Origin of the sequence: Saccharothrix longispora (assembly GCF_030852425.1) — a bacterium.
In the GTDB taxonomy this organism is placed as follows: domain Bacteria; phylum Actinomycetota; class Actinomycetes; order Mycobacteriales; family Pseudonocardiaceae; genus Actinosynnema; species Actinosynnema longispora.
Genome location: NZ_NSDM01000008.1, coordinates 261470 through 284848, shown reverse-complemented (window position 1 = coordinate 284848; position 23379 = coordinate 261470). Strand labels below are relative to the sequence as shown.

Annotated in this window: 24 protein-coding genes and 1 pseudogene; 1 reads left to right on the top strand and 24 read right to left on the bottom strand. The window is 73.6% G+C overall.

The features are described 5' to 3' along the window. Positions 1-58: 58 nt before the first annotated feature. Positions 59-520, top strand: a pseudogene (locus CKY47_RS20560) (peptidoglycan DD-metalloendopeptidase family protein); the annotation flags it as partial. 149 nt (positions 521-669) lie between these two features. Here the strand turns inward: CKY47_RS20560 and CKY47_RS20555 are convergent. From CKY47_RS20555 to CKY47_RS20440, 24 genes are all read right to left on the bottom strand, one after another. Then, positions 670-1665, bottom strand: coding sequence for a FliA/WhiG family RNA polymerase sigma factor (locus CKY47_RS20555; protein ID WP_306747518.1), 996 nt, complete (start codon positions 1663-1665; stop codon positions 670-672). After that, positions 1640-2617, bottom strand: a complete 978-nt coding sequence (locus tag CKY47_RS20550) for a tyrosine recombinase XerC (protein ID WP_306747517.1) — start codon at positions 2615-2617, stop codon at positions 1640-1642. Before CKY47_RS20550 ends, CKY47_RS20555 begins: the two co-directional genes overlap by 26 nt. Before the next feature lie 33 nt (positions 2618-2650). Continuing rightward, the gene (gene dprA / locus CKY47_RS20545; protein ID WP_306747638.1) at positions 2651-3838 is read right to left on the bottom strand and encodes a DNA-processing protein DprA; all 1188 of its coding nucleotides are present in this window, start codon (positions 3836-3838) and stop codon (positions 2651-2653) included. Positions 3839-3858: 20 nt separating this feature from the next. Continuing rightward, positions 3859-5370, bottom strand: a complete 1512-nt coding sequence (locus CKY47_RS20540) for a YifB family Mg chelatase-like AAA ATPase (RefSeq protein WP_306747516.1) — start codon at positions 5368-5370, stop codon at positions 3859-3861. Continuing rightward, positions 5370-5723 (bottom strand): YraN family protein, encoded by a 354-nt coding sequence (locus CKY47_RS20535; RefSeq protein WP_306747515.1) that lies wholly within the window; start codon positions 5721-5723, stop codon positions 5370-5372. Before CKY47_RS20535 ends, CKY47_RS20540 begins: the two co-directional genes overlap by 1 nt. Positions 5724-5897: 174 nt before the next feature. After that, a complete protein-coding gene (locus tag CKY47_RS20530; RefSeq protein ID WP_033431454.1) occupies positions 5898-6221 on the bottom strand; it encodes a DUF2469 domain-containing protein in 324 nt (107 codons plus the stop codon). Continuing rightward, positions 6221-7015, bottom strand: a complete 795-nt coding sequence (locus tag CKY47_RS20525; protein WP_306747514.1) for a ribonuclease HII — start codon at positions 7013-7015, stop codon at positions 6221-6223. Before CKY47_RS20525 ends, CKY47_RS20530 begins: the two co-directional genes overlap by 1 nt. 9 nt (positions 7016-7024) lie before the next feature. After that, positions 7025-7927: a signal peptidase I gene (gene lepB / locus CKY47_RS20520; protein WP_306747513.1), complete on the bottom strand. Its 903-nt coding sequence runs from the start codon at positions 7925-7927 to the stop codon at positions 7025-7027. 16 nt (positions 7928-7943) lie between these two features. After that, the gene (gene lepB / locus CKY47_RS20515; RefSeq protein ID WP_306747511.1) at positions 7944-8843 is read right to left on the bottom strand and encodes a signal peptidase I; all 900 of its coding nucleotides are present in this window, start codon (positions 8841-8843) and stop codon (positions 7944-7946) included. Positions 8844-8877: 34 nt separating this feature from the next. After that, entirely contained in the window at positions 8878-9249 is a 372-nt protein-coding gene (gene rplS / locus CKY47_RS20510; protein WP_306747510.1) for a 50S ribosomal protein L19, read from the bottom strand. A 161-nt stretch (positions 9250-9410) separates the two neighbouring features. Further along, a complete protein-coding gene (gene trmD / locus CKY47_RS20505) occupies positions 9411-10145 on the bottom strand; it encodes a tRNA (guanosine(37)-N1)-methyltransferase TrmD (RefSeq protein ID WP_306747509.1) in 735 nt (244 codons plus the stop codon). Beyond that, the gene (gene rimM, locus CKY47_RS20500; protein ID WP_306747508.1) at positions 10135-10653 is read right to left on the bottom strand and encodes a ribosome maturation factor RimM; all 519 of its coding nucleotides are present in this window, start codon (positions 10651-10653) and stop codon (positions 10135-10137) included. Before rimM ends, trmD begins: the two co-directional genes overlap by 11 nt. A gap of 8 nt (positions 10654-10661) precedes the next feature. Beyond that, positions 10662-10901, bottom strand: coding sequence for an RNA-binding protein (locus CKY47_RS20495; protein ID WP_015104447.1), 240 nt, complete (start codon positions 10899-10901; stop codon positions 10662-10664). Beyond that, complete coding sequence (rpsP, locus tag CKY47_RS20490; RefSeq protein WP_306747506.1) at positions 10898-11335, bottom strand: 30S ribosomal protein S16; 438 nt, start codon at positions 11333-11335, stop codon at positions 10898-10900. Before rpsP ends, CKY47_RS20495 begins: the two co-directional genes overlap by 4 nt. Before the next feature lie 134 nt (positions 11336-11469). Then, the gene (locus CKY47_RS20485; RefSeq protein ID WP_306747505.1) at positions 11470-12243 is read right to left on the bottom strand and encodes a LamB/YcsF family protein; all 774 of its coding nucleotides are present in this window, start codon (positions 12241-12243) and stop codon (positions 11470-11472) included. After that, entirely contained in the window at positions 12240-13022 is a 783-nt protein-coding gene (locus CKY47_RS20480) for a CPBP family intramembrane glutamic endopeptidase (RefSeq protein WP_371320704.1), read from the bottom strand. Before CKY47_RS20480 ends, CKY47_RS20485 begins: the two co-directional genes overlap by 4 nt. Positions 13023-13031: 9 nt before the next feature. Further along, complete coding sequence (locus CKY47_RS20475) at positions 13032-13733, bottom strand: CPBP family intramembrane glutamic endopeptidase (protein WP_306747502.1); 702 nt, start codon at positions 13731-13733, stop codon at positions 13032-13034. A gap of 176 nt (positions 13734-13909) precedes the next feature. Continuing rightward, positions 13910-14986 (bottom strand): amidohydrolase family protein, encoded by a 1077-nt coding sequence (locus tag CKY47_RS20470; protein ID WP_306747501.1) that lies wholly within the window; start codon positions 14984-14986, stop codon positions 13910-13912. Beyond that, positions 14983-16533 carry a signal recognition particle protein gene (gene ffh, locus CKY47_RS20465; RefSeq protein WP_306747500.1) on the bottom strand — a complete coding sequence of 517 codons (1551 nt, stop codon included), beginning with the start codon at positions 16531-16533 and terminating at the stop codon, positions 14983-14985. Before ffh ends, CKY47_RS20470 begins: the two co-directional genes overlap by 4 nt. Positions 16534-16591: 58 nt before the next feature. Further along, on the bottom strand, positions 16592-17137 hold the full coding sequence (locus tag CKY47_RS20460) for an AAA family ATPase (protein ID WP_306747499.1): 546 nt from the start codon (positions 17135-17137) through the stop codon (positions 16592-16594). A gap of 249 nt (positions 17138-17386) precedes the next feature. After that, complete coding sequence (locus CKY47_RS20455) at positions 17387-19756, bottom strand: [protein-PII] uridylyltransferase (RefSeq protein WP_306747498.1); 2370 nt, start codon at positions 19754-19756, stop codon at positions 17387-17389. 19 nt (positions 19757-19775) lie between these two features. Then, positions 19776-20114 carry a P-II family nitrogen regulator gene (locus CKY47_RS20450; protein ID WP_306747497.1) on the bottom strand — a complete coding sequence of 113 codons (339 nt, stop codon included), beginning with the start codon at positions 20112-20114 and terminating at the stop codon, positions 19776-19778. Then, positions 20111-21454, bottom strand: coding sequence for an ammonium transporter (locus CKY47_RS20445; protein WP_306747496.1), 1344 nt, complete (start codon positions 21452-21454; stop codon positions 20111-20113). The genes CKY47_RS20450 and CKY47_RS20445 overlap by 4 nt, the downstream gene beginning before the upstream one ends. Before the next feature lie 343 nt (positions 21455-21797). Further along, the gene (locus CKY47_RS20440; RefSeq protein WP_306747495.1) at positions 21798-23354 is read right to left on the bottom strand and encodes an alpha/beta fold hydrolase; all 1557 of its coding nucleotides are present in this window, start codon (positions 23352-23354) and stop codon (positions 21798-21800) included. Positions 23355-23379: the final 25 nt, after the last annotated feature.

Below are 23379 nucleotides of genomic sequence, written 5' to 3'. Positions count from 1 at the left end.
CGTGAAGCCACTGGTGAACCGCACCGCGGCCCAGGACCGTGGACCCGTGACTCCCACGATGCGAACGCCGCTGGTCCTGGCCTTGACAGCCCTCCTGACCCTGTCGCCGCCCCTGCCCCTGCTCCCCTCGCCGCCGTCGTGGTCGCCGTCGTGGTCGCCGCTGTGGGGTGCGTCGGTCGCCGGGGCGAGCCGGGCGCCGCGCTTCGCCTGGCCCCTGGCCCCGCCGCGCGAGGTGGTCCGTCGCTTCGAGCGCCCACCGGGCCCGTACGCCGCCGGCCACCGGGGCGTCGACCTGTCCGCCCCACCGGGCGCCGCGGTCCTGGCCGCCGCCGACGGCGTGGTGCTGCACAGCGGCCCGGTGGCCGACCGCACCGTGGTCTCGTTGCTCCACGTGGGCGGCCTGCGCACCACCTACGAGCCGGTCATCCCCTCGGTCCGCACGGGTCAGGACGTCCGGCGGGGCGATCCGATCGGCACCCTGCGCCCCGGCCACGAGGGCTGCCCGACCCCGGCCTGCCTGCACTGGGGAGCCCTGAGGACGATGCCGCCCCGGACCCGCGACTACCTCGACCCGCTGCGCCTGGTGCTCACGGGACGGGTGCGCCTGCTACCCCGGGCCACGCCGATGGCGGCCGCCGCCGCGCGCGCGATGACCGCGGTGGTGCCCGCTCAGGCTTCGAGCTGCTCGTTGAGCTTGGTGCGCAGGCGCAGGACCGCCCGGGTGTGGAGCTGGCAGACGCGCGACTCGGTGACCCCGAGGACCTTGCCGATCTCGGCGAGGGTCAGGTTCTCGAAGTAGTACAGGGTGACCACGACCCGGTCGCGTTCGGCGAGCTGGGCGATGGCGTCCGCGAGCTGGCGGCGGCTGTCCTGGTCGACCAGGCTCGCGATCGGGTCCTCCGCGCCCTCGTCGGGCAGCGACTCGGCCAGTGACGAGCCCGGACCGCCGGTGCTGCGCCCGGCGGCGATCAGCTCGTCCAGCGCGACGACGCTGGTGAGCTGGAGCTGGGCGTACAGCTCGCGCAGCTCGCCCAGGCCGATCTTCAGCTCGGCGGCGAGCTCGCGGTCGGTCGGGGTGCGCTGGAGGCTGGCGCCGAGGCGTTCGAGCGCGCGCTCGACGTCGCGGGCCCGGCTGCGGACCGAGCGGGGCACCCAGTCCTGGGAGCGCAGGTCGTCGAGGATCGCGCCGCGGATGCGCTGCATCGCGTACGTCTCGAACTTCAGGCCGCGCTCGGGCTCGAACTTCTCGATCGCGTCGACCAGGCCGAAGATGCCGGACTGGATGAGGTCGGCGACGTCGACGTGCGCGGGCAGACCGGTGCCGACGCGGCCCGCGACGTACTTGACCAGCGGCGCGTAGTGCAGCACCAGCCGGTCGCGCAGGCCCTGCTTCCGCGACTCGCCGTAGGTGTGCCAGAGCGCGATGATCCCGGCTTCCACGTCGTCCGCGGTGCGCGACTCGGACGCCGGGTGCGCCGGTCTGCCGGCGGGCGCGGGTGCGGCGTGGCCGTTGATCGCCTGCGCGCCGTCGACGTGGTGACCGTTCGTCCCTGCCGGGGTGCGCGACTCCGACGAGGTCCCGACGTGCGCGGCGGAGGGAGAGGTCACGGTTGCGGTCCGCGAACCTCCCCCTGCGACGTCAGGAGCGGGGGTGGGTTCGGTCATGGATCGCCTTCAGCCGTTCGACGGTGACGTGTGTGTAGAGCTGAGTGGTTGCGAGCGTAGCGTGACCAAGAAGCTCTTGGACGGTGCGCAGGTCCGCTCCTCCTTCCAACAGGTGCGTGGCCGCGGAGTGGCGCAGCCCGTGCGGTCCGGTGTCGTTCGCCTCGGGGACCGCGCCCACTACATCGTGGACGACCCTCCGGGCGGTACGCGGGTCGAGCCTGCCGCCTCGCGCACCGAGCAGCAGCGCACGGTGTGATCGGTCGTTGACCAGCGCCGACCGTCCGTGCTCCACCCAGCGCCGCACCGCCCGTTCGGCCGGAACGCCGAAGGGCACCGTGCGTTCGCGATTGCCCTTGCCCAGAACCCGAATCACCCTTTGGGAGTAGTCCACGTCGTCGAGGTCGAGCCCGCACAGCTCGGCGACCCGGACACCTGTCGCGTACAGCAACTCCACCACGGCCTGGTCACGCAGCGCAACCGGATCGCCCTGTTCCGCACCTGCTTCCGCTGCCGCCATGGCGGCCCCGGCCTGGTCCTGCCGCAACACCGAGGGCAGCGTGCGGTGCGGGCGCGGCGCGACGAGCCGCAGGCCGGGGTCGGCCGCGAACGCGCCCGTGCGGGCGGCCCAGGCGGTGAACGCGCGGGCGGAGGCCGCGCGGCGGGCGAGCGTCGTCCGGCTCGCGCCCGCGGCGTGCTGCGCCGCGAGCCACGAGCGGAGTCCGGGCAGGTCGACGGCCTCGACGGTGGCGTCGTCGGGTTCGCCGCCGGCCAGGTGGACCAGCAGCGCGACGACGTCACCGAGGTAGGCGCGGACCGTGTGCGGGGACAACCCGCGCTCCATCGACAGGTGGCGCTGGAAGCTCTCCAGAGCCGCCGCCACGTCGCCCGGCAGCGCGCGACGAAGGCGCACGAGGTCGACACGACGTGTCCGAGCGGGCGGCGGCGGGGACATAGGCCCTGACGCTGCGCCCTCGGACGCGCTTGGTCAAGCATCGCCACGCCAACTCGCCTCCTGGGAGCGCTTCCAACCTGAGTCGCCCCGCTCTGCGAGACGAGCCAGTTCCAGTTGTGGCAACAGGGCGCGCACCCTCGCCAGCTCGACGCCGGACTCCACCGAGATGGCCTCCGGGCTGTGCCCGGACGACAGGCCGAGGGCCTCGAAGACCCTCATCGCGTCCCCCTGCGGCGGCCCGACCTCGGTGTTCCGCCGCGCCTCGACCAGGTCGACCCCGAGCCGCCCCGTCGACTCGACGACCTCGGCCACGCTGCTCACCGGCACCGCCTCCCCCGAGCGCAGCAGCTCGTGGCACCCGGACGAGCTGACCGAGGTGATCGGTCCGGGCACCGCCATCAGCACCCTGCCCAGCGCCGACGTCGACGCCGCGGTGTTCTTCGCCCCGCTGCGCCGCCCGGCCTCGACCACGACGGTGCCCTCCGCGAGTGCCGCGATGAGCCTGTTCCGGGTCAGGAACCGGTGCCGGGCCGGCGTGTGCCCCGGCGGGTACTCGCTCACCACGAGCCCTTCGACCGCGATGCGCTCGATCAACGCGCGGTGACCGGAGGGGTAGGCCACGTCGACGCCGCACGCCAGCACCGCGACCGTCGTGCCGCCGGCGGTCAGCGCGCCCCGGTGCGCCGACCCGTCGATCCCGTAGGCCGCGCCGGACACCACCGCCACCCCCGCCTCGGCCAACCCGAAGCCGAACTCCTCGGCGACGTGCTGCCCGTACCCGGTCGCGGCCCGGCTGCCGACGACCGCGACGGCCCGCCCGGTGACGGCGGCCAGGCTCGCCCCGCCGCGCACCCACAGCGCCAGCGGCTGGAGGCCGCAGCGCAGGCCGTTGGCGGCGGCCGTGTCCAAGGCGGTGAACGGCCACGCCGGCCACTCGGGGTCCTCGGGCACGACCAGCCGCCCGCCGGCCTCCGCCACCAGCTCCAGGTCGCGCTCGGGCCGGACCTCCGCGCGCCGGGCCGAGGTCTGGCTGTCGACGGCGGCGGGCACCTCGCCGCGCCGGACCAGCTCCGCCGCCGCGACCGGGCCCACCCGGGCCACGAACGCGTGCAGGGCGTGCGCGGGCGGCTCCGCGACCCTGGACAGGTAGGCCCGCGCCAGCCGCACTTCGTCGCCGACCGCCGGCCTGGTCGCGGACGGCGGGCCGGGTGGTGCGGGCACCCCGGAGCCGGCGTGGTCGGTCACGGCGTCCTCCGGTCCCGGAATTCGAGCGCGGCGGCCACGTGGTCGGCGGTCGGGCGGTCCACCTCCGCCAGATCGGCAAGGGTCCAGGCGACCCGGAGGCAACGGTCCGCTCCCCGGCCGGTCAGGGCGCCCAGCGACAGTGCACGGTCCAGGATTCCGGTGACGTCGCGCGGCAGGCGGTGGTCGCGGCGCAGGGCGGGACCCGGGACCTCCGCGTTCGTCGGCCAGCCGTGCGCGGACCAGCGTTCGGCGGCCCTCGTCCTGGCCTTGTGGACCCTGGCCCGGACCGCGGCCGAGGGTTCGGGGGGCGCCACCTCCGCACCCGACATGGCGGTGAGGGGGCGCATGGTCACGCGCAGGTCCACCCGGTCGAGCAGGGGGCCGGACAGCTTCGCCTCGTACCGCCGCCTGGCCGCGGGCGGGCACAGGCAGTCGATGTCCTTCGGCGGCGCGCACGGGCAGGGATTCGTCGCCAGGACCAGCTGGAACCTCGCCGGGTAGCGGACTATCCCGTCACGCCGCGCCAGCCGGACCTCTCCCTCCTCCAGGGCGGTGCGCAGGGCCTCCAGCTTCGCCGCGCCGAACTCGCGGGCCTCGTCCAGGAACAGCACACCGCGGTGGGCACGGCTCATCGCGCCCGGCTTGGCCGTGCCGGAGCCGCCGCCGACGAGGGCCGCGGCGGACGTGGTGTGGTGCAGCGAGACGAACGGCGGTGTCGAGACCAGGGGCGCGTGCGGGGTCAGCAGGCCCGCGGTGGAGTGCACCGCCGTCACGCCCAGCGCCTCGTCCCGGCCCAGCGGCGGCAGCAGGCCCGCCAGGCGCTGGGCCAGCATCGTCTTCCCCGTGCCGGGAGGACCGGTGAGCAGGAGGTGGTGGCCGCCCGCCGCCGCCACCTCCAGCGCCCACCTCGCCTCCGGCTGGCCGATCACGTCCGCCAGGTCCGGGCCGTCCGGCGGCCGGGTCGGGGCCGGTTCGGGCGCGGCGGCCAGCTCGCCCTCGCCCGCCAGCCACGCCAGGACCCCGGTGAGGGTGGACGCGCCGCGCAGGTTCAGGCCGTCGACCAGGGCCGCCTCGGGCAGGCAGTCGACCGGGACGACCGCGTCGGTCAGACCGGCCCGCTTCGCCGCCAGCAGCGCGGGCAGGACGCCGCGGACCGCGCGGACCCGGCCGTCCAGGGCCAGCTCGCCCAGCAGCACGGTGCCCTCCAGCCGGTCGCCGGGCACCGCCCTGGTCGCGGCCAGGACGACGCACGCGATGGCCAGGTCGTAGCCCGAGCCGTTCTTCGGCAGCGTGGCCGGGGACAGGCCCAGGGTCACCCGCTGCGTCGGCCACGCGTGGCCGCTGTTGCGGACCGCCGCCTTCACCCGGTCCTTCGACTCGTGCAGGGCCGCGTCCGGGAGGCCCAGGAGCTGGGTGCGCACGGTGCCCGCGCCGACGTCGGCCTCGATCTCCACCGGTACGCCGTCGACCCCGGAGAGGGCCACGGACCAGGTGCGCGCCAGTGCCATCACACACCCCGCAGGTGGTGCAGGCGGACGCGACCGCCGGGCGGCCACTCGATCGCCACGACGTCCACGCGGATGCGGACGCCGGGCAGGCGGTGCAGGGCGGACCAGCGCAGCGAGGCCCGCCGCACCCGGTCGAGCTGCGCGGGCGTCACGGCCTCCAACGGCGTGCCCCGGCTGGTGCCCGAGCGGCACTTCACCTCGACGACGACCAACTGGTCGCCGTCGGTGGCGACGACGTCGAGCTCACCCTCCTCGCAGCGCCAGTTGCGGGCGAGCAGGGCGAGGCCCTCGTGTTCGAGGTAGCGGCACGCCGCGTCCTCGCCGCGCCTGCCCAGATCGGTCGCCGTGCTCATCCCGTGCCTCCCGGTGGTGGTCGTGTGGTCGACCATCCCGGGACGGCCGGGGCGCGGCCACCGGCGAATCCGGAACTGTGGACAACTCCGCGGCCTGTGGACAACCGGCCGGGAACGCCCCGAAAAGCCGCGCGGGGGCCCGCCGGACGGCAGACCCCCGCGATGCGGCCGGTGTCAGGAGTTGAACGGGCCGTCCTCGGGCAGGCGCAGCTCGGGCTTGTCGAGCTCCTCGACGTTCACGTCCTTGAACGTGATGACCCGGACGTTCTTGACGAACCGGGCGGGGCGGTACATGTCCCACACCCAGGCGTCGGACATCCGCACCTCGAAGTAGACCTCGCCGTCCGCGTTGCGGACCTGCACGTCCACCGAGTTGGCCAGGTAGAACCGCCGCTCGGTCTCCACGACGAACGAGAACTGGCTGACGATGTCGCGGTACTCCTTGTACAGCGACAACTCCATCTCGGTCTCGTACTTCTCGAGATCCTCTGCACTCATTACGCCTCCGCGCGGGTATTCATCGAATCCGCGCCCCTCCTCGTCGCGAGCCTGCCACCGCTGGTCTGCGGGGGTGTTCCATTCTGGACCACACCGGCGGTCACGACGCCACGCGCCACCCGGTGCGGCGGCTCCAGGCCGTGACGAGCCGCTGCCGCCGCCACATTCGCATACGACCAGCGGTGTTGCGCACTCGGGCCGTGTTCCGCCAGCGCCGCGGTGTGCTCCGCGGTGCTGTAGCCCTTGTGCACGTCGAACCCGTAGACGGGCAGTTCCTCGTGCAGCCCGGTCATGATCCGGTCGCGCGTGACCTTGGCCAACACCGACGCCGCCGCCACGCAGGCCGCCACGCGGTCGCCCTTGACGACCGGCATGCTCGGCGCCGTGAGGCCCGGCACGGGGAACCCGTCGGTCAGCACGTAGCCGGGATGTGCACCCAAACGGGCGACAGCCCGACGCATGCCCTCGATGTTGGCCACGTGCACGCCGATGAGGTCGACCTCGGCCGCCGGCACGACGATCACCGCGTAGTCGACGGCGTGCTCCAGCACCACGTCGTACATGCGGTCGCGGGCGGCGGCGGTGAGCAGCTTCGAGTCCGTCAGGCCCGTGAACTTCGCGGCGTCACCCGGCTTGAGCACGCACGAGGCCACCACCAGCGGTCCGGCGCACGCGCCGCGCCCCGCCTCGTCCACACCCGCCACCGGGCCGAGGCCGCGCCGGTCGAGCGCTGCCTGGAACGCCCAGATGCCCGCGGTCGGCCGGACCTGGACGCGGGGCGGCTTGCGGATCACCCCTCGACCTTATCCCAGGCGGGAGCGGCGGAACCGGGCGCGCACCCGCTTGCCGAGCAGCAGCACCGGCCACGCCGCCGCGAACCCGACGCCGGCCGGGAGGGCGTCCTGCCAGGCGGGCGCGCCGATGGCCACGGCCTGCGGGTCGTGGTCGCCCACGCCCTGCCAGCGCGACGGCGGCAGCACGATCGCCCGCGCCTTGCCCACCACGTTGTCCACCGGCACGAGGCCGCCCTCGCGGCCGTCGCCCTGGCACCGCGAGTCGCACGAGTCGTTGCGGTTGTCGCCGAGCACGAACAGGTAGCCCTCGGGGATCTTCAGCTCCGCGAACGACTCCTGCACGGTGCTGCGGCCCGGCTCCCAGTGGACGTAGGGCTCGTCCAGCGGCTTGCCGTCGACCACGACCCGGTTCTTGTCGTCGCAGCACCGCACGGTCTGCCCGCCGACGGCGATCACCCGCTTGACGAAGTCCTCCTCGTTCGCCGAGGGGAAGCCCATCAGCGAGCCGAGGCCCTGGATCGCCTTCGCGATCGGGTTCGTCGGCTCCGGGACCGCGAACTCCTGGTTGATCCAGGTGTCGGGCCCGTGGAAGACCACCACGTCACCCGGTGCGGGCTCGGTGAAGTCGTAGGTCAGCTTGTCGACCAGCACCCGGTCGCCGAAGCAGCCGTCGGAGCAGCCGTGCAGCGTCCGCTCCATCGACTCCGACGGGATCATGTAGACCTTGGCCAGGAACGACTGGATCAGCACCGCCAGCACGACGGCGACACCGATGAGGATGGGCAGTTCCTTCCAGAACGAGCCCTTCTTCCCGGCCTTCTTGCGCGCGCGGGCGCGCCACTGCTCGACCTTCTCCTCGTGCTCCGGGTCATCCCCGTCGGAGGGGCCGCGGGACGGTGCGACGTCTACCACCCGCCCAGCGTACCGATCACGCCTGTGAGGCCCTGGTCAACCGCTTCCGCACCTTCCGGGTGAAGAACACCAGGGGCCACGCGGCGACGAGCCCGGCGCCGGCCGGGATGCCCTGCTGCCACGCGGGGGCGCCGAGCGCCGCGGCCTGCGCGTTGTGGTCGCCGATGCCCTGCCAGCGCGACGGCGGCAGCACGATGACGCGCGCCTTGCCGATCACGTTCTCCTCGGGCACGGTGCCGTTCAGGCCGCCGCCGCCCTGCGCGCGGGAGTCGGTGGAGTTCGTCCGGTTGTCGCCCATGACCCAGAGGTGGCCCTCGGGGACCGTGACCTTCTCGAACGGCTTGTGGTCCTCCGGCGAGGTGCCGGGCGCCCAGTAGACGTAGGGCTCGTCGAGCGGCTTGCCGTCGACCTTGAGCCGGTGCCGGTCGTCGCAGCACTCGACGGTCTGGCCGCCGACGGCGATGACCCGCTTGACGAAGTCGCGCTCGTCCGGCGGCGCGAGGCCGACCAGGGACAGCACCGACTGGAGGCCGGCGACGACCGGGTTCTCGGAGCGCACCGAGGTGAAGTCGTTGTTGCCCCACGCGTCGGGGCCGCGGAAGACCACGACCTCGCCGGGTTCGATGTCGCCGAAGTCGTAGACCAGCTTGTCGACCAGCACGCGGTCGTTGTTGCACCCGGGGCAGCCGTGGAGGGTCTCCTCCATCGACTGCGACGGGATCACGTACACCCTCGCCAGGAAGGTCTGGATCAGGACGGTGAGGACGAGGGCCGTCGCGGCGAGCACGAGCAGCTCGCGCCACAGCGGCGGCTTCTTCTTGTCCTTCGGACCGTCACCCGCAGCCGCGTCCGGAGTGGACTCGGCTGCGGGTTCCTGACCGTCTTCGTCAGCGGAGCGGTGCACGGGTTCTGCCACGTGGGCAGGCTACTGGTTCCGCGTGAGCCCGGCGTCAGGAGGCCGGCTTGGCCCCGGGCTTCGCGTCGCGCTTCTCCTTGATCTTGGCGGCCTTGCCGCGCAGGTCGCGGAGGTAGTAGAGCTTCGCGCGGCGCACGGCGCCGCGGGTGGCGACCTCGACCTCGGCGATGTTCGGGGAGTGCACCGGGAAGGTGCGCTCGACGCCGACGCCGAACGAGACCTTGCGGACGGTGAAGGTCTCGCGGATGCCGCCACCCTGGCGGCGGATCACGACGCCCTGGAACACCTGGACCCGCTCGCGGGAGCCCTCGATGACGCGGACGTGGACCTTCAGCGTGTCGCCCGGCCGGAAGCTCGGGATGTCGGAGCGCAGCGACTGGGCGTCAAGAGCGTCCAGGGTGTTCATCGGTGGTCCGTCCTCGTCCTCACGTGTACGTACTCCCCCGGCGCGCGTTCGGGTGAAACTTCACGGCCTTCGGGGGCGGGCTAGCGCACGCCGGACAAGTTGAACCGGGTGCAGCAACCTGTCCAGTGTGCCAGATGGGCACGGCCGGGACGAAATCGGGCCTAGTCGAGCTCGTCCAGGAGCGTGCGGTCGTGCTTGTCGAACGCGCTGTCGGGCAGCGCGGCGAGCAGTTCGGGGCGGCGCTCCCGGGTGCGGCGCAGCGACTGGTCGCGGCGCCAGCGGTCGATCAGCCGGTGGTTGCCCGAGCGCAGCACCTCGGGCACGGCCAGGTCGCGCCACACCTCGGGGCGGGTGTAGCTCGGCCCTTCGAGCAGGCCGTCGGAGAACGAGTCCTCCGCGGCGGACTTCGGGTTGCCCAGCACGCCGGGCAGCAGCCGGGCCACCGCCTCGACCACGACGAGCACGGCGACCTCGCCGCCGACCAGCACGTAGTCGCCGATGGAGACCTCGTCCACGCGCATCCGGCGGGACGCGTCGTCCACGACCCGCTGGTCGATGCCCTCGTACCGGCCGCAGGCGAACACCAGGTGCTCCTCGGCGGCGAACTCGTGGGCCATCGCCTGGGTGAACGGCCGGCCGGCCGGCGTGGGCACGACGAGCCGCGTCCCCTCCGTGCACACCGCGTCCAGGGCGTCGCCCCAGACCTGCGGCTTCATCACCATGCCGGGGCCGCCGCCGTACGGGCTGTCGTCCACGGCCTTGTGCACGTCGTGGGTCCAGTCGCGCAGGTCGTGCACGCCGACCGAGATCAGGCCCCGGTCGACCGCCTTGCCGAGCAGGGCGGCCCGGAGCGGGTCGAGGTACTCCGGGAAGATCGTGACGACGTCAATCCGCATCGAGCAGGCCCTCGGGCGGGGTCAGCACGACGCGCCGGCCGGCGACGTCGACCGTGGGGACGATCTCCCGCACGAACGGCACCAGGTGCTCGCCGCCGCCCTCGCGGGTGATGACCAGCAGCTCGCCACCGGGACCGTGCACGACCTCGCGGACCGTGCCGACCTTCGTGCCGTCGGCCAGCTCGGCGGCCAGGCCCTCCAGCTCGTGGTCGTAGAACTCGTCCGGGTCGCCGGTGGGCGGCAGGTCGTCCGTGCTGCCGAGCAGCAGCGTGCCGCGCAGCGTCTCCGCCACGTCCCGCGTCAGGACCTCCTCGAAGCGCACCAGCAGCCGCCCGGAGTGGTTCCGGGCGGCTGTGACGGTGAGGTCGCGGGACGTGCCGTCGCGCAGCTTCGCGGCCAGCACCGAGCCCGGCGCGAACCGGGTCTCGGGTGAATCGGTGCGCACGTCGACGGCGAGCTCGCCGCTGATCCCGTGCGCCTTGGCCACGCGGCCGACGACGACGTCCATGCGCGCGCTCAGCGGTCGGTGTCGACCACGTCGACCCGCACGCCACGACCACCGATGCCGGCCATCACGGTGCGCAGCGCGGTCGCGGTGCGGCCGGAGCGGCCGATCACCTTGCCGAGGTCGTCCGGGTGGACGTGGACCTCCAGCGTGCGACCGCGCCGGGTCGTGACCAGGTTCACCCGGACGTCGTCCGGGTGGTCGACGATGCCCCGAACGAGGTGTTCGAGGGCGTCAGCCAACAAGCTCACGCCTCGTCCTTGGGGGCGTCGGCGGCGGGCTCGGCGTCGGCCTTCTTGGCGGCCTTCTTCTTCGGCGTGGTGGCCTCGGTCGACGGCGCGTCGCCGGCGGCGGCCAGCGCGGCGGCGAACAGGTCCGCCTTGCTGGGCTTGGGCTCCTTGACCTTCAGCGTGCCCTCGGCGCCCGGCAGGCCCTTGAACTTCTGCCAGTCGCCGGTGATCTCCAGCAGGCGCTGCACGGACTCGGTCGGCTGCGCGCCGACACCCAGCCAGTACTGCGCGCGGTCGCTGTCGACCGCGATGAACGACGGCTCTTCCTTCGGGTGGTACTTGCCGATCGTCTCGATGGCCTTGCCACTGCGGCGGGTGCGGGCGTCGGCGACGACGATCCGGTAGTACGGCTGACGGATCTTGCCGAGTCGCTGAAGCTTGATCTTGACGGCCACGGGTGTGGGTGCTCCTCGTGCTTCGATGTGCTCAGGTTGGGCAGTCCTCACCCGCGTGGGGCACGGGTGCGAAAAGCCCAGGTGTCTGGGGCGCCACGGCACGGTGAGAGGGACCGACCTCGGCGAACAACCAATCATTCTGCCAGACGCGTCGCCCCCGGGACGAACCGGGCCACGTCCACCCCCGCCGACGCCAGGGCCGCGCGGATCACCCGGGCGTGTTCGACGGCCCCCGGCGTGTCGCCGTGCACGCACACCGAGTCGACGTCGACCTCGATCACGGACCCGTCCGCGGCGACCAGCTCACCGCGCTCGGCGAGCCGCAGGACCTGCGCGAGGACGGCGTCCGCGTCGCCGAGCACGGCCCCCGGCTCGCGGCGCGGCACCAGGGTCCCCTCCGGGGTGTACGCGCGGTCGGCGAACGCCTCGCGCACCGGGCGCAGGCCCGCGCGCGCGGCGTGGTGCAGCAGGCGCGAGCCGGGCAGCCCGAGGACCGGCAGGTCGCCGAACGCCCGCACCCCCGCCACCACGGCGGCGGCCTGCCCGTCGTGGTGCACGGTGGCGTTGTAGAGCGCGCCGTGCGGCTTCACGTAGGTCACCGACGTGCCGGCCGCGCGGGCGCACGCCTCCAGGGCGCCGATCTGGTAGAGCACCTCGTCGGCCAGTTCGCGCGGATCGACGTCGATGAACCGGCGGCCGAAGCCCGCGAGGTCGCGGTAGGAGACCTGGGCGCCGACGGCGACACCCCGGGCGGCGGCCCGCTCGCACACCCGGCGCATCGTCGACGGATCGCCCGCGTGGAACCCGCAGGCCACGTTCGCGCTGGTCACGACGTCGAGCAGGGCATCGTCGTCACCGAGCCGCCAGATGCCGAAGCCCTCACCGAGGTCGCTGTTGAGGTCGATCACGCGGGCATCACCCCCACGGAGACGAGGAGCAGGGTCAGACCGGGCAGGAAGTTGTTGACCACGTGCGCGACGACGCTCGCCGTCAGCCTGCGCGTGATCAGCCGGGCGATGCCGATCGGGATCGCGATGACGATGAGCAGCGAGGTCCGCAGCGGCTCCAGGTGGCTCGCGGCGAAGATCAGCGTGGTGAGCGTGAACGCCGCCCACCGGCTCCAGCGCTGCCGCTCGATCGCCCCCCACAGCAGGCCGCGGTAGATGACCTCCTCGCAGACCGGGCCGAGGAAGCACACGTAGAGGAACATCGCGACGGCCGCGCCGAGCGGCAGGGCCGCGCCGTCGACCAGTTCGCCGATGGCCGAGGTGGCGTTCTGGTCGCCGACCACCCGGGACCAGACCACCGCGGCCACGTAGGTGAGCACCAGGCCGAGGGCGCCGAGCTTGAGGCCGACCTTCACGTCCGCCCAGTCCCAGCCCAGGCGCAGGTCCTGCCACGGGCCGTTGCCGCGCAGGTAGGTGATGACGACGGCCACGGTGGCGGCGAGCACGGTCGGGACGATCGAGCCGACCAGGATGAACGCCACCGAGTTGCCGAGGTCGGTGCCCGAGGTGCGGGCGATCGCCGTGATGAACACGGCGCTGAGGATGAAGATCGCCTCGACCAGCAGGAACGCGCCGAAGCCCCAGCGCTGCCCGGAACGGGCGGGTTCCGGCTCGCGGCCGACCGCGCGGACGCTGGCGATCAGTCCCGTCGGGGGTTCGTCCGGTGGGTTCACAGCCATCCACCCTAATCAGCCGGTGTAGAGGTACACGGCGGGCAACAGGTTGTTCGTCGCGTGGGCCACCACGCTCGACGCCACGCGCCCGGTGATCATGCGGGCCGCGCCGATGGCCAGCCCCTGGGCGAAGAGGCTGATCATGCGCCAGCTCTCCTCGTGCAGGAAGGCGAACACCAGCGCGGTGAGGGCGAGGACCGCGACCCGCGGCACCCGGTAGTGGGCCAGTGCCTGCCACAGGGCTCCCCTGGTCAGCAGCTCCTCGGCCAGCGGCGCACCGAGGAAGACGAACAGGACCGCGGCGGCCAGCCAGACGGTGCGACCGCCCGACAGCGCCTCGATCCGCTCCGCGCCGGACGTCTGGTCCCGGGTCAGCCGGAGCAGGATCGCGCCGAGCAGCCACGCCGCCAGCAGCGCCGCGCCGCCCGCGGCCAGGCCGACCTTGAGGTCGCGGACCGTGGGCAGCAGGCCGAAGTCCCGGTTCGGCCCGGCGCCCCACCGCCAGGACACGACGGCGGGTCCCAGGCCGAGCAGCACGTTCGGCAGGAACACCAGCAGCAGGAGCGGGCCGAGCACCGGCGGGTCGGAGATGTCGACCTCGGCGAAGCGATCGGCCGTCGCCGCGGTGGACACCAGGGTGGCCAGGTAGTAGCCCGCCAGCCCCGTGAAGAACGCCAGGAAGCCCCAGTGTGCCCGCCCGGTGTCCTGTTCCTCCACTCGTCCGAACGTAGTGGTGCCCGGTCGGGGCACGCCGCCCGAGGGCGGTCAAGATCACCCTGACGGCGGCACGGCGCCTTCGGGGTCGTGCGCGCCGGTCGGCCCCGGGCCTGATCAGGCCCGAATCGGTCAGGCCCGAATCGGTCAGGCCCGGGATCGGGCAGGCCCGGGATCGGTCAGGCGTGGACGCGGCCCCGCAGCATGACCAGCTCCGGGTGGCGCAGGGCGTCCAGGTCGACGCGCGGGTCGGTCCGGTAGACCACGACGTCGGCCGCCGCGCCCTCGGTCAGCGACGGGAAGCCCAGCCACTCGCGGGCCGCCCACGACGCCGCGCCGAGCGCGCGTTCCGCCGTCATGCCGACCCGGCGCAGGGCCTGCACCTCGTCGACGATCCGGCCGTGCTCGATGCCGCCGCCCGCGTCGGTGCCCGCGAACACGGGCACGCCCGCCTCGACCGCCTTGGCGACGGTCCCGGCGCTGCGCGCGTACAGGTCGAGCATGTGCCGCTGGTAGACCGGGTACTTGTCGGCGCCCGCCGCGATCGACGGGAAGTTCTCGGTGTTGATCAGCGTCGGGACCAGGGCGGTGCCGTTGCGGGCCATCTGCTCGACGGTGGCGTCGGTGAGGCCGGTGCCGTGCTCGACGCAGTCGATGCCCGCGTCGAGCAGGTCGGGCAGGGCCTCCTCGCCGAACACGTGGGCGGTGACCCGTGCCCCGCCCTCGTGGGCGACCTTGACGGCCTCGGTGAGCGCGTCGCGGGTCCACAGCGGCTTCAGGTCGCCGCTCCCGCGGTCGATCCAGTCGCCGACGAGCTTGACCCAGCCGTCGCCCTGCCCGACCTGCTCGGCGACGGCGGCCGGCAGGTCGGCCGGGTCCTCGACCTCCACGCCCAGGTACTTGATGTACCGCTTGGGGCGGGCGATGTGCCGGCCCGCGCGGATGATCCGGGGCAGGTCCAGGCGCTCCTGCAACGGCCTGGTGTCCAGCGGCGAGCCGCAGTCGCGGACGAGCAGCGTGCCCGCCCGGCGGTCGGTGAGCGCCTGCTCCGCGGCCTCGGGAAGGTCGACGGCGCCCTTCGGGCCGAGGCCCACGTGGCAGTGCGCGTCGACCAGGCCGGGCAGCAGGTAGCCACCGTCGACGACGGTGGTGGCGCCCGGCACGGGCCGCGTGCGGATGCGGCCGTTGACCACCCACAGGTCGCGCGGGTCGCCACCCTCCGGGAGGACGACGCCGCGCAGGTGCAGACCGGTCACTTGCCGAACTTCAGCTTCGACGGGTCGAAGCCGGGCGGCAGCTGGTCGAGGCCACCGAGGCCGGGGGGCAGCTCGGGCGCGCCGCCGGGCATGCCGGGCGGCATGCCACCGGGCATCATGCCGGGCACCATCCCGGGGAAGCCGCCGCGCACCTTCGGCGGCGTCGGGCCGCGCCCCTTGCCCTTCTTCCCCTTCTTGCCCTTGCCCTTGCGGTTGTTCTTGCCGCCACCGGCGCCGGGCAGGCCGAACCGGCCGGCCATCTGCGACATCATCTTGCGCGCTTCGAAGAAGCGGTTGACCAGGTCGTTCACGTCGCTGACCCGGACGCCGGAGCCGTTGGCGATGCGCAGCCGGCGCGAGGCGTTGATGATCTTCGGGTCGTCGCGCTCGGCGGGCGTCATGCCGCGGATGATCGCCTGCACGCGGTCGAGGTGCTTCTCGTCCAGGTTGGCGAGCTGGTCCTTCATCTGGCCCGCGCCGGGCAGCATGCCCAGCAGGTTCGCGATGGGCCCCATCTTGCGCAGGGCCAGCATCTGCTCGAGGAAGTCCTCCAGGGTGAGCTGGCCGGAGCCCATCTTCACCGCGGCGGCTTCGGCCTGGTCGGCGTCGAACGCCTGCTCGGCCTGCTCGATCAGGGTGAGCATGTCGCCCATGCCCAGGATGCGGCTCGCCATCCGGTCCGGGTGGAAGACGTCGAAGTCCTCCAGCTTCTCGCCGTTCGAGGCGAACAGGATCGGCTGGCCGGTGACCTCGCGGACGCTGAGCGCGGCGCCACCGCGGGCGTCGCCGTCGAGCTTGGTGAGCACCACGCCGGTGAAGCCGACGCCGTCGCGGAACGCGGTCGCCGTGTTCACGGCGTCCTGGCCGATCATGGCGTCGACGACGAACAGCACCTCGTCCGGCTGGACGGCGGCGCGGATGTCGGCCGCCTGGCGCATCATCTCCTCGTCCACGCCGAGGCGGCCCGCGGTGTCGACCACGACGACGTCGTGCTGCGACCGCCTGGCCTCCTCGATGCCGCGGCGGGCGACGTCGACGGGGTCGCCCACGCCGTTGCCCGGCTCGGGCGCGAACACCTTCACGCCGGCGCGCTCGCCGACGACCTGGAGCTGGGTCACCGCGTTGGGGCGCTGGAGGTCGCAGGCGACCAGGATCGGGGTGTGGCCCTGGCCGCGGAGCCACTTGGCCAGCTTGCCCGCCAGCGTCGTCTTGCCCGCGCCCTGGAGGCCGGCGAGCATGATCACGCTCGGCGGGTTCTTGGCCAGGTTCAGCCGCCGGGTCTCGCCGCCGAGGATGCCGACGAGCTCCTCGTTGACGATCTTGACGACCTGCTGGGCCGGGTTCAGCGCCTGGCTGACCTCGGAGCCCTTGGCGCGCTCCTTGACCTTGGCGATGAACGTCCGCACCACGGGCAGCGCGACGTCGGCCTCCAGCAGCGCGACCCGGATCTCGCGCGCGGTGGCGTCGATGTCCGCCTCGGACAGCCGTCCCTTGCCCCTCAGGTTCTGGAGAACCCCGGTGAGCCGGTCGGAAAGGGTGTTGAACACGGTGCCGCCAGACCTCGCACGTCGGTTTCCGCCACTGGTCGCTTCCCAGGGTAGCCGTTCAGCCGGCCGTCACCGACAGGCGCAGGCGGTCCCGGCGGGTCAGCACGGTCACGCCGTGCCACCCGCGAGGGGGTCGGCCCGCGGTGAACCGGGTCCGCAGGCGGGTCGCGCGGCGCACGTGCCGCCCGAACGACCGGGAGCGGATCAGCCTGCCCCGCGCGACCTGGCCCGAGAACGCCTCCTCCGGCGTGGCGTCGAGCCACACGAAGTGCCGCGGCCGGTTGCTCAGCACGCCGACCACGACCAGACCGGCCCTGGTGGTGGGCCGGGTCGACGGCTCGTGCACCAGCAGCAGGCTGGTGGTGGCGGTGAGCGCGAACCAGAGGATGCGGGTGCGGTGGACCAGGTGGACCAGCGGCCGGTAGAAGCGGTAGGGGAGCGCCCGGGGCAGAGCGGCCGTGAGGGCGCTCCGGACCTGGTCGGAGTCCAGCACGACGGTCGGCGCTCCCCCGGTGTCGGCGGCGGCGAGCAGCGTCGTCTTGCCCGCTCCCGGCAGTCCGGCCAGCACCACGAGCGAGCGCGGCCTCACAGCGACAGCGGTCATCACGTCCATACTAAGGAGACGTTCCGGGAGCGGTTGAGTTCCCGGCCACGACCGGCCGCGACCGGCGGCGGCCCAACCCCTCGATGGGCCGCCACCGGCCGGCCGTGGCGACGATCCCCCGCCCCACCCCCCTTGATCGGGCGGGGTCCCCCCTGCCATGCCGGAAGCTTGCCCCGAGGACGGGCGCGGGGGCAGCGTGAGCACCCCCGGTCGGTTGTGCGTAGAGCTACGCAACCCGGGCGCGCGGAGTCACCCGGCGGCGAGCAGCACGGCGCGTTCGACCGCGCGGCGGGCGGCGGCGTCGAGGCCGCCCGGCACGGTGAGGGCGAACGAGTCGACCACCGTGGAGCCCATTGTGGACACCCGGGCCCAGGCGACGTCCACACCGGACCGCTCCAGGGCGTCGGCGACGCGGTGCAACAGCCCGATCCGGTCGGCCGCGCGCAGCTCCAGCACGACGGCGCCGGTCGACTCGTCGTCGAACCACAGCACCTTCGGCGGCGGCGGGTCCTGGGGCGGGCCGCCGTAGTCGCGCTCCTTGGCGGCCAGCTTGTCGGCCAGCGGCAGCGAGCCGTCCAGGGCCCGGATCAGCTGCTCGCGCAGCAGTGCCACGTCCGGCAGCGAGCCGAACCGCGGCGACACGGTGAACACGTCCACGGCGACCGCGCCGAGGGAGGGGTCGACGTGCGACCGCAGCGTGGCCGCGTGCACCTCCAGGGAGTTCAGCGCGAGCACCCCCGCCGCCCGGGACAGCAGGCCGGGCCGGTCCGGCGCCACCACGGTGACGACGGCGCCCTGGTTGCCGGGGTCGACCAGCACGTCCGGCCGGCCGCCGGCCAGCACGGCGGCCGCGAGGTCGCGCCGGCGCCGGTCGAGCGGCTCGGGCTCGGGCAGGGGGTCGCCCGCCATCGCCGTGCGGCAGCGTACGACCAGGTCGCCGATCAGCGAGGACTTCCACTCCGACCACGCGTTGGGCCCGGTGGCCACGGCGTCGGCCTCGGCCAGCGCGTGGAGCAGTTCGAGCAGCACCGGGTCGCCGTCGAGGGTGTCCACGACCCGTCGCACGGTCGCCTCGTCCTCCACGTCGCGGCGCGTCGCCGTGTGCGGCAGGAGGAGGTGGTGGCGCACGAGCGCGGTGAGCGTGGCGACGTCCTGGGGCCACAGGCCGAGGCGTTCGGCGATCTGCGTGGTGAGGGCGGCGCCCACCTCGGAGTGGTCGGCCTGCCGGCCCTTGCCGATGTCGTGCACCAGGGCGCCGAGCAGCAGCAGGTCGGGCCGGGAGACCCGGGTGACCAGGCGGGCGGCGTGCGCGGTGGCCTGCACGAGGTGCCGGTCGACGGTCCAGGTGTGGGCGGCGTCGCGCGGCGGCAGGTCGCGGACCGCGCCCCACTCGGGGAACAGCCTGCCCCACAGGCCGGTGCGGTCCAGCGCCTCCACCACGTCGACCAGGCCGGTGCCGCTGCCCAGCAGGGCCAGCAGCTCGTCGCGGGCCTCCCGGGGCCACGGCTGGCGCAGCTCGGGCGCGGTGTCCGCGAGCGTGGCGAGCGTGCCCGGCGCGATCGGGTGCTTGCCGCGCGCGGCGGCCGCGGCGACCCGCAGCAGCAGCGCGGGGTCGCGGCCGGGCACGGCGTCGCGCGCCAGGGCCACCTCCGCGCCGTGCAGCACGACCCCCTCGTCCAGCGGGCGCCGGGAGGGCGTGCGCCGCAGCGTGGAGCGGGCGAAGACGCCCAGGCCCTTCCTCGGCACGGCGGCCCGCGCCGTGCGCATGGCCACGTCCACCGCGTACACGATCGTCCGCGCGGCCGACGACATCGCCCTGGCCAGCGCGAACCGGTCCTGGAGGCCGAGCGCGGCGGCGACCTCGTCACCGTCCTGGGCGCGCAGCACGTCGCGCGGGCGGCCGGCCACCCGGCGCAGCTCGGTGCGCACGTCCAGCAGCAGCTTGCGGGCCTCGTCGACCTCCGCCGACGGCCGGTCGACCAGCTGCGCCGCGGACAGCGCGTCCAGCAGCACCACGTCCCGCAGTCCGCCGCGGCCGTGCTTGAGGTCGGGTTCCACGCGGTGCGCGATCTCGCCGCTGCGCGCCCACCGGCGCGACGCGGACTCGGACATCTCGTCCAGCCGGGCGCGCACGCCGGTGCGCCACGCCTGGCGCGCGCCGTCCGCGAGCCGCCGGCTGACCTCCTGGTCGCCCGCGAGGTGGCGGGTGTCGAGCAGGCCCAGCGCGGTGCGCAGGTCGTCGGCGGCGACGCGCAGCGCCTCGCCGACGGTGCGCACCGAGTGGTCCAGGCCGATGCCCGAGTTCCACAGCGGGTACCAGAGCTTCTCCGCGATGCCGTCCACGCCCTTGTGCCCGTTGTGCACCAGGAGCAGGTCGAGGTCGGAGTAGGGCACCAGCTCGCGCCTGCCCAGGCCCCCCACGGCGACCAGGGCGACCCCGCTGCCCGGCCTGCCGACGCCCGCCTGCGCGGCGTGGGCGGTCAGCCAGAACTCGTGCAGGTCGACCAGCGCCTCGCGCAGCGACTCCCCCGTCAGACGGCGCCGACCCGGCGCGAGCAGCCGATCGCGTGCCCGCACCAGGTCGTCAGCCGTGACGACGGCCGTCTCGGTGTTCTCCATACGGCCGTCTCCCATTGCCTCAGAGGGCGTCCGAGCCGCGCTCCCCGGTCCGGACCCGGATGACCGTGTCGACCGGCGTCACCCAGACCTTCCCGTCGCCGATCTTGCCGGTGCGCGCGGCCTCCACGACGGCGTCGAGGACCTTGTCCACGGCGGCGTCGTCGATCAGCACCTCGATGCGCAGCTTGGGCACGAAGTCGACGGCGTACTCGGCGCCGCGGTAGACCTCGGTGTGGCCCTTCTGCCGGCCGTAGCCCTGGACCTCGCTGACGGTCATGCCGAGCACCCCGAGCTGTTCCAGGGATGTCTTCACGTCGTCGAGGGTGAACGGCTTGATGATCGCGGTGACCAGCTTCATGACTTGTTGCTCCCCTCAAGGACCGCGGTGGCGCCCGCGGCGGCGCTGGGCTTGGAGGCACCGCGGGTGCCGAGGCCCGAGCCGAACTCGTACGCGGTCTCCGCGTGCTCGGCCTCGTCGATGCCGCCGACCTCGGCCTCCTCGTCGACGCGGAAGCCGACGGTGAACTTCACCAGGTAGCCGAGGAGCAGGCTGAGGACGAAGGAGTAGGCGAGCACGGCGAGCGCGCCCACCGCCTGGCGCCACAGCTGGTCCACGCCGCCGCCGTAGAAGAGGCCGTCGATGCCCGCGGGGGCGGCCGAGCTGGCGAAGAAGCCGATCAGGATGGTGCCGGACAGACCGCCGACCAGGTGCACGCCGACCACGTCGAGCGAGTCGTCGAAGCCGAAGCGGTACTTGAGGCTGACGGCCAGGGCGCACAGGGCGCCGGTGATCGCGCCGATGGCGATGGCGCCGACGGGGGTGACCGAGGAGCAGGCGGGGGTGATGGCGACGAGGCCCGCGACGACGCCGGAGGCCGCGCCGAGGGTGGTGGCGTTGCCGTCGCGGACGCGCTCCACGGCGAGCCAGGCGAGCATGGCGGCGGCGGTGGCGACCAGGGTGTTGACGAACGTGACGCCCGCGGTGGCGTTCGCGCCGAGCGCGGAGCCCGCGTTGAAGCCGAACCAGCCGAACCACAGCAGGCCGGCGCCCAGGACGACCAGCGGCAGGCTGTGCGGCTTCATCCGGTCCTTCGGCCAACCGACGCGCTTGCCGAGGACGAGCGCCAGCGCGAGGCCCGCCGCGCCCGCGTTGATGTGGACCGCGGTGCCGCCGGCGAAGTCGATCGCGAGGAGCTTGTTGGCGATCCAGCCGCCGGGGTCGACGACGTTGCCGTCGGCGTCCTTGCCGTCGAAGTCGAACACCCAGTGCGCGACCGGGAAGTACACGACCAGGGACCACAGGCCGGCGAAGAGCAGCCACGGACCGAAGCGGGCGCGGTCGGCGATCGCGCCGGAGATCAGGGCCACCGTGATGATGGCGAACATCGCCTGGAACGCGACGAACACGGTCGTCGGCACGGTCCCGAACAGCGATTCCTTGGTCAGCAGGCCGTCCAGGCCGAAGAACTCGAACGGCTTGCCCAGCAGGCCGCCACCGAGGTCGGTGCCGAACGCGGTGGAGTAGCCGACCAACACCCAGAGCACACCGACCACGCCGATGGCACCCAGGCTCATCATCATCATGTTGAGCACACTCTTGGACCGGACCATGCCCCCGTAGAAGAAGGCAAGTCCCGGCGTCATCAACAGCACCAGTGCGGCACTGGTGAGCACCCAGGCGGTGTCCCCTGTATCCACGTCGACCTCCACTGCACGTCGGTTGCGGAGGAGCATCGGCACGTCCTGTTTCGCGCGGCCGCGCCAGGGGTTTCGCGGGGGTGAACTGTCGCGGTCCCGGTGTTACGGGCAGGTTTCGCGTGGTTGAAGGGCGCGGTTCTTCCTGCGGGGAGTCCACCCGGCCGGGGAATCGACGGTGACGTTGCGTGTGAGCGACCCCCGCCCCGGGGTGGCGCGCGGGTCACGGCGGTCCGCCCGGCGACGGTGGGTCACCGGTGGCGCCGACCTCGGGGGCGGGCGTGCCGGAGACGGCGGAGGCCGCCCCCGCGCGGTGGCGGGGGCGGCCTCCTGGTCGTGCCGGCGGTTACCGCAGCCAGCCGGGCACGCCCGGCGCCGGGCCCGCGGGCAGCGGCGTGGCGTTCGGCGACGCCACCGCCTGCTCGGGCGGCTCCACGGCGGCGCAGCGGGCGCCGGGCCGCGGGGTCTTGAGCGCGATCAGGTACTGGTCGGTCGCGCCGCGGGTGCAGTCGCTGCGGTCGTACACGCCGTGGCCCCAGCCCTCGTAGGTGAGCAGCACGGTCTTGTCGCGGCTCTGCCGGTGGGCGTTGACGGCCCACTCGTAGCCGGTGGCCGGGTCGTGCAGGGCGTTGCTCATCAGGATCTTCGGCGAGTCCCCGATGCGCAGGCGGTGCTGCGGGTTGTTGACCTTCTCGGGCAGGCCCACGCAGCCGGCGATGGCCGAGTGCCCGAGCGACCCGCCGCGCATGTGCGGGGCGAGCTGGTTGGCGCGGTTCACCAGGGCGGAGAACTCGCGGTAGTTCTTGACGCGGATGGCCCAGTCCTGGCAGAACACCGCGGGGAACGGGTTCTCCACGGTCTCCTGGGCGGCCCGGACGGCCTTGACCGACGTGCCCGGAGTCGGCTCACCGGCGGCGAGCCTGACGAGGAACTCGGCGAGCGGAGCCCAGTTCGGGCCGTAGAACGCGCCGAAGGCCGTGCCGATGATGTCCCGCGCGGAGACGACGTAGGTCGGGTCGCCCGGGTCGGTGATCTCGCCGCGGTCGGCGCGGGCGAGCAGGTCTTCCCAGAACTCCACGACGTCCCGGTCGTGCAGGGCGCACGACTCGGTGCGCTCGCACCACTTCACGAACTCGGTGAACGAGTCCTCGGCGGTGACGGCCTCGGTCTCGTTGAAGCGCCACGTGCCGAGGCTGTGGTCCATGTTCGAGTCGATGACCATGGCGCGGATGTTGCGGCCGAACTCCTCGGCGTACTGCTGGCCGATGAGCGTGCCGTAGGAGATGCCGTAGTAGTTGATCTTCCGCTCGCCGAGGGACCGGCGCAGGGCGTCGATGTCCTTCACGACGGACAGCGTGTCGGCGTGGTCGTAGATCGGGCCGCTGTGGGCGCGGCAGTCGGCGGCCAGCTCGCGGTTGTAGGCGACGAGGGCGTCGAAGCCGGCCTGGTCGGTCGGGTAGATCGACGGGGCGTTCACCGCGAGGTCGAACGAGCACTTCACCGGCCGGCTGCGGGCCACGCCGCGCGGGTCGAAGCCGATGATGTCGAAGCGCTGCTGCACCTCCGGGCTGAAGTAGCCGTCCGCGCCCAGCGCGAAGTCGACGCCCGAGCCGCCGGGACCGCCGGGGTTGACGACCAGGACGCCGAGGCGCTCGGCCGGGTCGAGGGCCTTGCGGCGGGCCACGGCGAGGTCGAACTTCTCGCCGCGCGGCCTGGTCCAGTCGATCGGCAGGCTGAGCGTGCCGCACTCGACCTCGGCGATCTCGGGGCAGGGCGCCCAGGTGATGCCCGCGACGCCCTGGGCGTCGACGGGCTGTTCCTCGGCCGACGCGAACGTGGCCGTCCCCAGGACGAGCGCGGCGGCGGTCCCCAGACCGCCGAGCGCACGGATGATCGATCGCACAGGTTCCTCCCTAGTTCCTGTCACC

Bases quoted from the DNA above. Each gene is read 5' to 3' on its own strand.
- CKY47_RS20555 (WP_306747518.1), bottom strand. From the start codon at position 1,665: ATGACCGAACCCACCCCCGCTCCTGACGTCGCAGGGGGAGGTTCGCGG.
- CKY47_RS20550 (WP_306747517.1), bottom strand. From the start codon at position 2,617: ATGTCCCCGCCGCCGCCCGCTCGGACACGTCGTGTCGACCTCGTGCGC.
- CKY47_RS20540 (WP_306747516.1), bottom strand. From the start codon at position 5,370: ATGGCACTGGCGCGCACCTGGTCCGTGGCCCTCTCCGGGGTCGACGGC.
- CKY47_RS20535 (WP_306747515.1), bottom strand. From the start codon at position 5,723: ATGAGCACGGCGACCGATCTGGGCAGGCGCGGCGAGGACGCGGCGTGC.
- CKY47_RS20530 (WP_033431454.1), bottom strand. From the start codon at position 6,221: ATGAGTGCAGAGGATCTCGAGAAGTACGAGACCGAGATGGAGTTGTCG.
- rplS (WP_306747510.1), bottom strand. From the start codon at position 9,249: ATGAACACCCTGGACGCTCTTGACGCCCAGTCGCTGCGCTCCGACATC.
- trmD (WP_306747509.1), bottom strand. From the start codon at position 10,145: ATGCGGATTGACGTCGTCACGATCTTCCCGGAGTACCTCGACCCGCTC.
- rimM (WP_306747508.1), bottom strand. From the start codon at position 10,653: ATGGACGTCGTCGTCGGCCGCGTGGCCAAGGCGCACGGGATCAGCGGC.
- CKY47_RS20480 (WP_371320704.1), bottom strand. From the start codon at position 13,022: ATGGCTGTGAACCCACCGGACGAACCCCCGACGGGACTGATCGCCAGC.
- CKY47_RS20460 (WP_306747499.1), bottom strand. From the start codon at position 17,137: ATGACCGCTGTCGCTGTGAGGCCGCGCTCGCTCGTGGTGCTGGCCGGA.
- CKY47_RS20455 (WP_306747498.1), bottom strand. From the start codon at position 19,756: ATGGAGAACACCGAGACGGCCGTCGTCACGGCTGACGACCTGGTGCGG.
- CKY47_RS20450 (WP_306747497.1), bottom strand. From the start codon at position 20,114: ATGAAGCTGGTCACCGCGATCATCAAGCCGTTCACCCTCGACGACGTG.